The organism is Pedobacter sp. (assembly GCF_041662865.1).
GTDB lineage: Bacteria > Bacteroidota > Bacteroidia > Sphingobacteriales > Sphingobacteriaceae > Pedobacter.
This window is the reverse complement of record NZ_JBAZRL010000070.1, coordinates 1-11,732: the sequence shown is the minus strand read 5'-3', so window position 1 is coordinate 11,732 and position 11,732 is coordinate 1. Positions and strand designations below refer to the sequence as shown.

The following is an 11,732-nucleotide window of genomic DNA, read 5'->3' as shown; positions in this document are numbered from 1 at the left end:
GCAAATAAAGCTAAGGAAGTTAAAGCAGCAGAAGCAATCGCAAATCCTTTTCCAGTTGCTGCGGTTGTGTTACCTACGGCATCTAAATTATCGGTACGCTCACGAACTTCTGGAGGTAATTGGCTCATTTCTGCAATACCACCTGCGTTATCTGCAATTGGACCGAAAGCATCGATGGCTAACTGCATAGCTGTAGTTGCCATCATACCTGCTGCAGCAATTGCCACTCCGTATAAACCTGCAAATGAATAGGAACAAATAATTCCGCCAGCTAACACTAAAATAGGAGCAACTGTAGATTTCATCCCTACCGATAAACCACCAATAATATTTGTTGCGTGACCTGTTCCAGATTGTTGAATAATTGAATTCACTGGACCTTTACCCATTGCAGTATAATATTCAGTAATGATACTCATTAAGGTACCTACCACTAAACCAACTACGATTGCATAAAATACATCACTGCTTGTAAAATCTACCCCTCTTAAATGTAAGGTAGCAGGCAACATCGCTTTTACAATAAAGTAAGAAGCAATACCTGTTAATACAATTGAACTCCAGTTTCCTAAGTTCAACGCAGTTTGTACGTTTGAATCTTCGCCTTTAATGCGCACAAACCAAGTCCCCACAATAGAGAACAAAATTCCTAAACCGCAAATTACCATAGGTAATAAAACAGGAGAGAAGCCACCTAAACCATCCGAATAGATACCGTTAAGTTTCTCCACCACAATTTCTTGTCCCAACACCATTGTTGCAAGAATGGTAGCCACATACGAACCGAATAAATCGGCACCCATACCTGCCACATCACCAACGTTATCACCCACGTTATCTGCAATAGTTGCAGGGTTACGCACATCATCTTCTGGAATACCCGCTTCAACTTTACCCACTAAATCTGCACCCACATCGGCAGCTTTGGTATAAATACCACCACCCACACGAGCAAATAAAGCGATAGATTCAGCACCTAAAGAGAAACCTGTTAACACCTCAATGGCCGTTCTCATCTCCACACTGTTGGGAGCAATCACATGAAATATTTGTAAGAAAACAATAAATAATCCACCTAAACCTAATACGGCTAAACCAGCAACACCTAGTCCCATTACGGTACCACCTGTAAAACTTACTTTTAAGGCTTGTTTTAAACTCGTTCTGGCGGCTTGGGTAGTACGCACATTTGCTTTAGTAGCGGCTTTCATACCGATATATCCTGCAGTTGCAGAAAAAACAGCACCGATAATAAACGCAACTGCGATAATCCAGCTCGAATGCATGGCCACACCATTAATTTCGTGAATGGTACCCGAATACGCTAAAATAGCAGCAGTAAAAGCAACGAAAATGCTTAACACTTTCCATTCTGCCTTTAAAAAGGCCATTGCACCATCGGCAATGTAGCCAGCAAGTTCTTGCATATTTGCATCACCTGCATCTTGTTTGTTTACCCACGCACTTTTCACAGCCATAACCAGAATACCGATTAGGCCCAATAGAGGAATGGAATAGATTAAGTTGTCTTGTAGAAAATCCATAGTTTAATTTTATATTTTGGTTGTTTTAGTTGCAATTCTTTGGCCGCATCTCATTGTTAAGAAATAATATAACAGATGAAATAAAAATAATACACGGCTTGCAAAAATAAGCGTGTTTAACTAATAACCAAATTTTTATGAAAATGATTGTCAACATTTTTTCTTTTTAGGTAATAATCTGAAGCTATCCTCGTTCATCGCTATTCTTTTTATATTTTAATTCCTATATATTAGCCCTTAACTAAACGAAACTTGATAGAACCCATAAGGACTCCTTTGGAGGCTATCTGGAAAACCAAACAAAAAACTAAAATTATGGAAACCCAAAAAGAAGAAGGTGCTGTAAAGCGAAAATTAGGCCTATTTGATGCTGTAATGCTGGTAATGGGATCAATGATTGGTAGCGGTATTTTTATTGTAAGTGCTGATATCATGAGGAATTTAGGTTCAGGATATTGGTTAATTGTGGTTTGGGTAATCACTGGGGTAATGACAATTGCTGCTGCAATTTCTTACGGAGAACTTTCTGCTATGTTTCCAAAGGCTGGTGGGCAATACACTTACTTAAAAGAAATCTTCGGAAAGATGATGGGCTTTCTATATGGTTGGGGGATGTTTACTGTAATTCAAACCGGTACTATTGCAGCTGTTGGAGTTGCCTTTGGTAAATTTACAGCCTATCTCATACCCACATTAAATGATGCTGCACCAATTTTTCAAAGTGGTGGCTATAAAATTACCTGGATACAGATTTTGGCTATTGTTGTAATTCTCCTTTTAACGTACATCAATACAAAAGGAGTAGAAGGTGGTAAACTCTTACAAAATATTTTTACTGGATCTAAAATCGTCGCTTTAATTGGCCTAATTGTTTTAGGTTTCCTTTTAGTGAAAACTAATTTTTGGAGCGGGAATATGGGCCTTGGCTGGAAAGCATTTAATAATCTGGATACAGATGCAGCAGGAAACTTTATAAAATCTGGATGGCAATCTATTTCTGGAATGACCATTATGGGAGGCATTGCCGCTGCAATGGTAGGTTCGGTATTTTCTAGTGTAGCTTGGGAAAACGTAACTTTTGTTTCAGGAGAAATAGAAAATCCTAAGAAAAATATAGTACGTGCTATGGTTTTAGGTACTTCTGCAGTGATGATACTTTATTTATTAGTCAATTTTGTTTACCTCAATACCTTAAACAGAGATGGAATTGCTTTTGCAGTTAATGATAGAGTTGCTGTTGTCGCTTCCGAGCAAATTTTCGGTAGTGGTATTGGTACAATAATAATGGCCGTTTTAGTCATGATTTCAACATTTGGTTGCATTAATGGTTTGGTACTTGCAGGCTCAAGAGTTTTCCAAACCATGGCTAAGGATGGCATGTTTTTTAAAGCAGCCATTACTAATAACAAAAATGGAGTGCCAGAAAAATCACTTTGGATGCAAGGAATTTGGGCTACGGTTTTATGTTTAAGCGGACAATATGGTAATCTATTAGATATGATCTCTTTTGTTATTGTATTGTTTTACATGATTACTGTTTTTGGTGTAATTTATTTAAGGATAAAGCAACCTAATTTAGAAAGACCTTATAAAACATGGTTATATCCAGTTACACCAATAGTTTACTTATTAATTGGTGCCGCATTTTGTATTTTACTCCTCATGTATAAACAACAATATACTTGGCCTGGTCTGATCATTGTTTTATTAGGTGTTCCTGTTTACCTTTTCGTAAATAGAAAAAAGGCAGTTTAAAAATTTTTCAAGTGTTATGTTTTTTGTTTTCTTATTTCGGACAATTAATGTTTGTTTCCCAAATAAATAACTATAAATACTATAAATACCCTTCATCGGATCGTGTATTGCTAAAAACAAAGCCGCTCATTTGAGCGGCTTTGTAACATTTACTTTTTTAGATCCAGTTTTTTTATATCGGTTGAAAACTTTTCAAATATTTCCTTATATAAATCTATATCAAAATTATATATGCGTTTAATTTTATATACGGTTTCCCTTCTAGGGATTTCAAGATTTACCATGGATTTTTCTTTAGATATTTTTCCATAAACAAATACTGTTTTAAACAGCTTGCTTTCATTTTCCTTATCCAATTGTTCAGAAAAAGAAAAAACTATATCGTTTAATTTGGAATCATAAAACCTATAGATAGAGTCAGCGTCAGCAATGGATGTTTTTTTAATCGCAAATTTTTGGACCATTTCACTATTCTTTTTTATCACCTGACTAGGAGTTCCTAATTGATAGCTAAATGTTTTTAGGTCATCATTTGAAATCGTTAAATCCTGAACTGTTTCTTCGGCTTCAAAAAACGTTGGGGCTTCATTTCTAAAATTTTCCAGTGTATACAATAACCCTTTCTTATTACCGCTCATCATGGCATAAATAAGCATAACGGTATCCTGTTTCACCACTATATTATCAATAACCTGCCCTTTTTCGTTTAAAACATCCTTCGTGTATATTTTTATTTTTGGAACAAGATATAATCTATCATTATCCTTAAAAACGATTCTTACATTTTTTTCAAACTTTATTATTGAATATTTTGAAGGGGATTTTTTTTCGCCTCCAAAAAACTCCCCCTTGCTATACATTTCTATAACCTTTATATCGTTAGAGTTGCTAAAGGAAGAACAACCCAACAGGAGAAAAAAAAGTAAATTGAACATAGATTTTTTCATTACTGTTTAATAAAATATGGATCCCATGATATTCCAGACCATAGTGGCTTTTGTTTTTTAAGATAACAATTTTAAAATGGCACTTACTTTAAGTTGAGTCTTTTACTATCTTGCTCGAACTTTTTAAAGATATCTAAGTACTTTTTTTTATTTTTTTCAGTCACAACTTTCATCTCATGAAAAAACTCCCTTCGCGGCACTGCCATATCTGGCAGTAGCAGCCCTTTCGGGATCTCATTAGATATGCCAAGAATTTTAAAAAGTTTGCCTTTATTTTGCGTATCAAGCTTTCTCGAGAATGAGAAAGGAATGTCTTTCATGCTCTTGTCATAATATCTATAGATTGAGTCTACCTGCCCTAATTCAAGTTTCATGGCATATTTCTCTATTCTTAGATTTCCTTTCTCAATAATTGCTAATGGTTTGCCGATATCGGAATCAAAGTTCTTTGAGCTACTGCTTTTCTTGTAAAACGACAATGTCTCCCATAAACTGTCGGCATTGAATGGCTTGCCCGAGTTATCGTTTATTTTTTCTAAGGCGTATTCTATCCCGCTTTTCTGGTTTTTCCTTCGAACAAATATCGTATACAAGGTATCTATGCTTTTCACCTTTTCATCAATGATCTCTCCAGCGCTATTTTTTATATACTCTAAGTTCAAATGCTGTTCGGGCTGTATGTATAGTTCTATGTCCCTATAAAAAATCAAGCGAGCGCTGGTTCTTAGCGTAAGCATCTTCCCGTCAGGCTGAAAGCCCATCCCGCTCGACTTTATATCAATAATGATTAGTTCACCCTTTTGCCTAGAGCAAAAGCTGAAAAACAAAAATAGAACTAATACTATGGAAGTGTTTTTTAACATGGCAATGCGCTATTGACTTTTTACAAAGTTAACGTCCCAATTGGCATAAGAATATAAATAATCTGATTCGTAATCTCCGAAATAGGCAGTTGGTGTCAATCTAATCCTATACTTAGCCGCCATAGTTCCTACAGAAGTACCGCCAATGATAATGTCGGGGGTAAACCTGGTACTAAATATTTCAGCAGTCCCCAATGCCCAAAAGCCCACTCTTATGTTCTCTACGTGACTCAGAGCAGCCCATGTTCTCAGCCCGTTCTTTACTTTAGCAACCGCATGTTCTTTGCTCTGACCAGACCAAGTATAGCCTTCATGGAACTTCCAAGTTAAGTCCGCAACCTTAAAGGAATCAATTCCAACAACGAGATTTTGTTCAGTTGCGCTGCTTAACCCGTCACTAATGGGAATCCCAAAATCAGGCACGAATTCTGGGCCTACTGGTGGGATGCCGCCACTACTGCCCCCACAAATTGTATAAACATACGATTCACTATAAGAAATAACATTGCCATCCGAATCATAAACAATAGTTGTCCAATACCAATCAATGCACGTTTCTTCTGCGGGTAATGTCATTACCTTTCCTGACGAATTAGGGCGTTTGTGATCGGCTTGTTTACGAACGGCAATTTCATATTCAGTCTGTAATTGTGAAGCAGTCATTTCTGCTCTAAAATAGTCATTTTTCTGGTTGAATACAATTAAAGAGCTAAAAGCCCCCTTATCCTTGTGAATAAGCAACAAGTAGCTTCCGTCTGTATTCTTTCCATCGCTAAATTTAACTAATACAGGAACTCCAACCACCTCAGAGCCATCTTTTAGGGCATACAATTTTGCCTCACTCCACTGAGCATCTTGTTTTATGGGCATAATTGTGTTTTTTGTCGATTTGAGTGAGGTGTTTGAATTTGCAGTTGATTTTAAATACCAGGACTTTGCGTCTTCTACTGGATTTTCTGTCGGTTGTTCCTTTTTACATGAATACATGCAAATAATTAAGAATAAAATAATCAAGGCTGATAGGTAATTTTTTTTCATAGAATTTAGGTTTTATATAAGGTTATTTATCTACTATTAACTATCAAGCATTTTAAAGTTGATATCTAATTAATTATATTGAATGTGTTAAATCTTTCACGAAAAGGTATGTTCTCTATAACCGTTCTTTGAATGCGTTATACATTCGACTTAAAGCAAGATAAGTATTGTCTAATACTGATTTTATAGTCTTTTTGGGGGATAAGTTTGGCAAAATGACGCGACCGCCTTACAACCTTTCCAAAACCACAACCCATTCCGAAGAACTAGGACTGGCCTTGAAGCATTCCGAAGGAGAACGCATTCAAGCTTTTGCCTCGCTAGCGCACGCCTGTGGCGTGTAAAATAATAATAAGATTTTTTAAAAAAAAAGTACACGTCACAGACGTGCGCCATAAGGAGAATCTAATTTATATCTTTTACTAGCTGTTTGCCATAAAAGGCTGCTTCTGCAGGTAACCATTCGCCTTTGCTTTTGATTAATAAATCCGTTACATCTGTATATAAAGAAAGTGGCTTTTCAAATTCAATATACATTCCATTTGGCCTAATCTTTTTTTCCATTTTAGCACTAACTATTTCTTTGCTTTCAAAATAAATTAATATTCCCGGCCTTTGACCTAGTTTTTGGTTGCCTACTGAAATGTACGATTTTATGTCTAATTTCAATTTAGCTAGAAGGTATTTTAGTTTCCTATGCTGAAATTTTACCTTTTTATTAATAAAATTATCTTCCAAGTATTTGGCTGTATCCTGAGCAACTTGATATGTAGTTTGATAATTGTCTTTAAGATTAGATGAACCGTTTAGGTTTAACATAATGTAGCTGCTAAGTATAGCAACAATAAATAGTTTTGTCATAATTTTAGTTACAAGGTTGATGTTTAAGATTACTAACGAGCTTGGAGGCTTGTATTAATTTGAAAAAAGCCACCCAAAAGAGTGACTTTTTTTGACTGAATCAATCTAAGTTTACTCTTTAGACTTGTTTTTGTTAATTCTTTCCTTCTCAACAATAAATCTGTTGAATAACTTTAAGAAAGCATCAGAATCATTTGAATTTGATTTTTCAATCATCCAAAATGATTCTCTTCTCTGCCCATCAGGAGACTTACTAGCACTTTTTGGAGTTGAATAATGAATTACTCCAATTTTATATAACTTACTGTGTGCTTTTGCATCAAATTCAGGGTTAAAAGAGAAATCAATAGTAGAAAGATCTTTGCTATAGTATCGATAAAGAGAGTCAGGTTCTTGTTCTCCCTTTAGTTTATTTTCAAATTTTTCGATTTCAATTTCTTTTGTTTTAGGGTTTAGTACCACCGTATTTGGCTTTCCTAATTCAAGTTTAAAGAAATCATAATCGTTAAAATTTAAGCCTTCTAATTTCAAAAACGTATCCTTTTTAAAAACCTTCCATTTATTTTCATCAGTTAGGACTAAACCATTTTTTTCTCCTTTTTTAAAAAAATAATACTGATATAATTTTGTCCCTGTTGTATCATTAAGATATATGTCAGTATTTAGAGAAGTGCCTTCTGCATTGCTCGATATAACTGTAGTTTTATACACTATATAATCCTTATAATAAGCAATATCAATGCTGTTTTTTACTTCGAAAATTTTTCCAGATTCAAAGGAAAAGCCATATGAAGAATAAGTTATCATCGAAACAATGACATTTGCAGGTTTTTGCTTTTCTGTGCAGCTTGCTATAACGAGAAAAAGAATTAGAAGTCTATTGATTATCATTTGGAAAAAAGTTGTTGACTTAAAAACTACCTCGAGTTCGAGGTAGTTTTAGTTAATCATAGTTTCTAATTACTTTAAGTTCATACGTTTGGCATCATTTTCATATCGTTTAATTAATAAGATAAAATCTGCTGGCTTGGTTATCTTTATTTCTTTCATCTCTGAATAAAATTCCGATCTTATTACACTATCTTTTCTTTCTTTACGATCATAAATATATATGAAGCTTGTTTTAAATAGCTTGCTATTCGCTTTTTGATCTAGCAATGGTGAATATGAGAAATCCATTTTTGATAGTCTGGAATCAAAATAGCGATAGATGGAGTCTGGATCTTGAGGAACCGTCTTTTTGTTTAAATATTTTTCGATTTTCACATAGCCTTCTTGTACAGCCTCAGTGGGTATTCCCAATTCCAGATTGTATACTCTTAGATTTGATGCGTTTAGTGCAATCGCCTTTAAAAGAGAATCTATAGAGAACCTTACAGCCTTTTTTGTTCTATCCTCATCATAGTACAAACCAAAGCCATCTTTTCTCTTAATTACAAAATGACGGTAACTTGTATCAGGATCTATAAAACCTGCAAAGGTAGTATCGCCCTTAATTGTTTCTATACTTTTACTATAGGTTATATTACGAGTTTTATAAATGGTATAATCATTATAGTATATGATATTTATACCTGTACTGTCGATACTAGTCATGCCGTCTAAAGTGGTTATTTTGTCAGCTGTGATTAACGAGATTGCTATGATTTTTCCGTTTACAATCTTATTTTTAACTTGACATCCGAATATGAATAATATCGGAATTAGATTGAGAATTTTCTTCATGTTAATTTGGTGGGAGATTACAATGAATTGCGTGCCAAGTTTTTACTCCTGTTATGTTTTCTTTAATATTCTCGACTGCTACACCGTTGATCGTTTTTGTACGTTTATCATTGAAGATATAATTCATTTGTACATAATCGTTGGCAGATTTTTCAAGTGGAGTTCCTTGTGTTTGATGAAGCGATCCTACTGTCGCAACATCAACAACATTGATTGTCATACCTGACGGTTGATTACCAACAACACTCATGCTGTCATGTGTGATGCCTTGTAATTGCCAATACCCCATAAAAGGAAGATATTTGATTAATGTTATCTTTTCTTTTGTTTGAAACCATAATGATGGAGCTGCCTTATAAATAAAAGCAGTCACATATCTAGTTATTGTTTCTGAGCTTTCATCTTCGCCAGGATTAATTATCTCATTAGTATATTCAAAAGTGCCAAATTCTCCCCAATCTATTGGGGCGGGGTCAGGGTTAGGTCCACCACCACCACCTTCTGGAGGTGCGCCATCACCCCCACATTCAATAAGGTAAGCATTCATAGGGTCTTCGCATGGGTCGCCGTCCCAGCACATCTCATAAGAGCCTACTTCTTCTTTATATGGTGGGTCGCAGAAAAAAGGAACCTGGCTATCGCCTTCGTAATAACAAATTTGAAACCACTCATATAAAATAACTGTTTCACATTGCTCTGGAGCAAAAGCGGTTTTTCTCACTTGCATTTTAGGTTTATTAAAAGAAACTTTTCTAACCGCCTTCCCACTTTTCATATAAAGTGCATACAGAAAATCTCCATCCCATTTTCTGTAAACTAGCACGCCATCAAAATCCGTATCAATCTTGTTTACCCTGTTGTGGCTAATATCGCCCTTGTGACGAGATAGATATGCCTTGGTTGGAACGAAACTAACAATTCTTTGATCTACTTTTCCTTTTTTGTCCCTAAAGATTACCAATCGGTCAAAACTTGCCTGTAGCACATCATTGTCTGCTGTAGCCGTGAAATCGTTTTTTGGATTAATGTACAACATAGGTGTTACTTTTGTTGTGTATTTCAAAGGTACCTCTACAAAATCGAAAAGGGGCGTTTTTCCTTCCATCGCCTTCTGCCAGATTGGAATTTTCATGTTGGCCTTTTCCTTTGACATCCTATTAACTTGTAGGGCATCTGCTATATATGCACCAGGATCTACAATATTTCCTTCATTTGGCAATAGGGATTTGGTAAAATAGTTCTTTGCCCATTCTGCTTGTGGGTTTATCTCATCTGCTTCCGAAAACTCCTTTCGGCAGGAGTAGATGAGGATAACGAGCAAACATATTGCCATACCTGCAATATAGGGGTTTTTGTTTTTCATCATTGTTTTTGTTTAAGAGTTAATACTTGTTTTGATTTTTTACGGTTTGTTTAATAGCCTCAACCCTTTCTGAAGGGATTTTGACCGGCATTGTGAGGATTATCTTGCGCCAATGAGCAGCTTGCTTGTATTGTTTGTGTTTGATATAAAAATTATAAATAGCCTCCTTCGGCACAAACCTATTTGGGACAAGGTTCACAGAAGTTATATAAGTCAATTCGGCCTCCTTTTTTAGCCCTAACTGCTCATAAACCATGGCGAGGTTCAGATAAGAAATATTGTGTGTGTTACGGCTTAGGATTTTTTTAAGCAAAAATATTTTCTTTCCAAGATTGTCCTGGCCAGAGAGCGCATCATTGTAATCTTTCAAGAAGCTAATGTTATTTTTAAAGCTTGGATAGAGTTCTATGTATATTTCACGGCCTTCAAGTACGTAACCAGTTGCAGAGAGAATTTTTCCCTGCTCCCATTTTCTGTAGCTGCTGATATTTTTTATCTCAAAATAATATTGGAAGACCGTAAATGCTACCGTAATGCTTAGTACCGCAACGATTTTAAAATTTTGGTTTGATAGGCCTAAATAAGCCAAAATACATACCAATACTATTTTAAAGGGGCGATGTTCAAACACATGAGTGAACAGAGCAGCAACGCCAATGACCAGTAAGAGCGCTAAAAGAAGTTTTAATAAACCATCTTTTGGGGTAGTATGGAGGCGATGGTAAGCCAGTCGAACTATAAAACAAAGGAAGGTAAATAAGCAAACAGCTCCAATAACTCCTGTTTCCACTATGAACTCCCAGTAGTCGTTAAAGGCATAATAGGTATTCCCAGCCAAAAGGAATTCTTTCTGGCTATAGTTTGCAGCACTAAAATATGCTGCCTGATATAGCCCATAATCCCTTTGGAAATTACCCCAACCAATACCCGTTACGGGATGCTCTGAAAACATGTTCCACGAAATTTTATAGATGAGTAGCCTACCCAGACTAGAATCGCTTTTTAGGAAAATAGCAACTACAGCAATTGCAACCAATAAAAAAAGGAGTGAGAAGCCAGCTGCTTTTTTGCTCCATGCAACCTTTTCAAAGGAAAATAACAAGAAAATAATTCCCGATAATGCGCCAATACAAAACGCTCGGTTTAACAATACTGCAGCTATAGCAAGTATTAGGCACAGGCAAGCCATGCTTACCATAAAAGAATAAGGTTTTAAGTATTCCTTTACCATTAGCTTGAGATAAGGGATTTAACGGGATCAAGGTAGAACATCTTCATCCATCCTTGTGGCTCTTTTCTAGTGTAGTACTTTACAATTGGAAAAAGAGAAAATATGGAGAAATGCAGGTGATAGGGCGAACCGATGGCATTGCCAGAATTGCCAACCGAACCTATATGTTGCCCTTTCTTAATAAAAGAAAATGAATGCTTTTCTTGAGTGTTTAGATGGGCGAAATAATAGGTTCGCAGTTTTGGTCCCAGTATATAAAGATAATTTCCCCCGTTTTCACTGTAACCTGCAGAAAGTATAAAGCCTGTAATAGGGCTTAATATTTCGGTTTTATGTGGTGCAAATATATCAATGCCTTTATGAACTTTAGACTCCCCCCAGGGCGAATGCCAATACTTGCTATAG

At 35.7% G+C, this 11,732-nt stretch carries 11 protein-coding genes; 1 reads left to right on the top strand and 10 read right to left on the bottom strand.

The window, feature by feature from the left end:
• On the bottom strand, nucleotides 1-1,544 hold a 1,544-nt coding region (locus WC622_RS15495; RefSeq protein WP_372820608.1), incomplete at its 3' end, for a sodium-translocating pyrophosphatase.
• Nucleotides 1,545-1,859: 315 nt separating this feature from the next.
• Here WC622_RS15495 and WC622_RS15490 point away from each other — a divergent pair.
• Nucleotides 1,860-3,299, top strand: coding sequence for an APC family permease (locus WC622_RS15490; RefSeq protein ID WP_372820607.1), 1,440 nt, complete (start codon nucleotides 1,860-1,862; stop codon nucleotides 3,297-3,299).
• A 149-nt stretch (nucleotides 3,300-3,448) separates the two neighbouring features.
• Here WC622_RS15490 and WC622_RS15485 read toward each other — a convergent pair whose 3' ends face one another.
• The 9 genes from WC622_RS15485 to WC622_RS15445 all read right to left on the bottom strand — a co-directional run.
• Nucleotides 3,449-4,246: a hypothetical protein gene (locus WC622_RS15485; RefSeq protein WP_372820606.1), complete on the bottom strand. Its 798-nt coding sequence runs from the start codon at nucleotides 4,244-4,246 to the stop codon at nucleotides 3,449-3,451.
• Between the two features lie 83 nt (nucleotides 4,247-4,329).
• Nucleotides 4,330-5,007, bottom strand: a complete 678-nt coding sequence (locus WC622_RS15480) for a hypothetical protein (protein WP_372820605.1) — start codon at nucleotides 5,005-5,007, stop codon at nucleotides 4,330-4,332.
• A gap of 111 nt (nucleotides 5,008-5,118) precedes the next feature.
• Entirely contained in the window at nucleotides 5,119-6,147 is a 1,029-nt protein-coding gene (locus WC622_RS15475; protein WP_372820604.1) for a hypothetical protein, read from the bottom strand.
• A gap of 405 nt (nucleotides 6,148-6,552) precedes the next feature.
• Nucleotides 6,553-7,008, bottom strand: a complete 456-nt coding sequence (locus WC622_RS15470; protein ID WP_372820603.1) for a hypothetical protein — start codon at nucleotides 7,006-7,008, stop codon at nucleotides 6,553-6,555.
• A gap of 111 nt (nucleotides 7,009-7,119) precedes the next feature.
• Nucleotides 7,120-7,899, bottom strand: coding sequence for a hypothetical protein (locus WC622_RS15465; RefSeq protein ID WP_372820602.1), 780 nt, complete (start codon nucleotides 7,897-7,899; stop codon nucleotides 7,120-7,122).
• A gap of 69 nt (nucleotides 7,900-7,968) precedes the next feature.
• Nucleotides 7,969-8,604, bottom strand: coding sequence for a hypothetical protein (locus WC622_RS15460; RefSeq protein ID WP_372820601.1), 636 nt, complete (start codon nucleotides 8,602-8,604; stop codon nucleotides 7,969-7,971).
• A gap of 130 nt (nucleotides 8,605-8,734) precedes the next feature.
• Nucleotides 8,735-10,099: a hypothetical protein gene (locus tag WC622_RS15455; protein WP_372820600.1), complete on the bottom strand. Its 1,365-nt coding sequence runs from the start codon at nucleotides 10,097-10,099 to the stop codon at nucleotides 8,735-8,737.
• 16 nt (nucleotides 10,100-10,115) lie between these two features.
• Nucleotides 10,116-11,327: an O-antigen ligase family protein gene (locus WC622_RS15450; RefSeq protein ID WP_372820599.1), complete on the bottom strand. Its 1,212-nt coding sequence runs from the start codon at nucleotides 11,325-11,327 to the stop codon at nucleotides 10,116-10,118.
• On the bottom strand, nucleotides 11,327-11,732 hold a 406-nt coding region (locus WC622_RS15445), incomplete at its 5' end, for a M23 family metallopeptidase (protein ID WP_372820598.1). The genes WC622_RS15445 and WC622_RS15450, both read right to left, overlap by 1 nt.

Excerpts from the sequence above, each read along its gene's own strand:
- WC622_RS15490 (WP_372820607.1), top strand. The coding sequence starts at position 1,860 with ATGGAAACCCAAAAAGAAGAAGGTGCTGTAAAGCGAAAATTAGGCCTA.
- WC622_RS15485 (WP_372820606.1), bottom strand. The coding sequence starts at position 4,246 with ATGAAAAAATCTATGTTCAATTTACTTTTTTTTCTCCTGTTGGGTTGT.
- WC622_RS15480 (WP_372820605.1), bottom strand. The coding sequence starts at position 5,007 with ATGGGCTTTCAGCCTGACGGGAAGATGCTTACGCTAAGAACCAGCGCT.
- WC622_RS15475 (WP_372820604.1), bottom strand. The coding sequence starts at position 6,147 with ATGAAAAAAAATTACCTATCAGCCTTGATTATTTTATTCTTAATTATT.
- WC622_RS15470 (WP_372820603.1), bottom strand. The coding sequence starts at position 7,008 with ATGACAAAACTATTTATTGTTGCTATACTTAGCAGCTACATTATGTTA.
- WC622_RS15465 (WP_372820602.1), bottom strand. The coding sequence starts at position 7,899 with ATGATAATCAATAGACTTCTAATTCTTTTTCTCGTTATAGCAAGCTGC.
- WC622_RS15460 (WP_372820601.1), bottom strand. The coding sequence starts at position 8,604 with ATGACTAGTATCGACAGTACAGGTATAAATATCATATACTATAATGAT.
- WC622_RS15455 (WP_372820600.1), bottom strand. The coding sequence starts at position 10,099 with ATGATGAAAAACAAAAACCCCTATATTGCAGGTATGGCAATATGTTTG.
- WC622_RS15450 (WP_372820599.1), bottom strand. The coding sequence starts at position 11,327 with ATGGTAAAGGAATACTTAAAACCTTATTCTTTTATGGTAAGCATGGCT.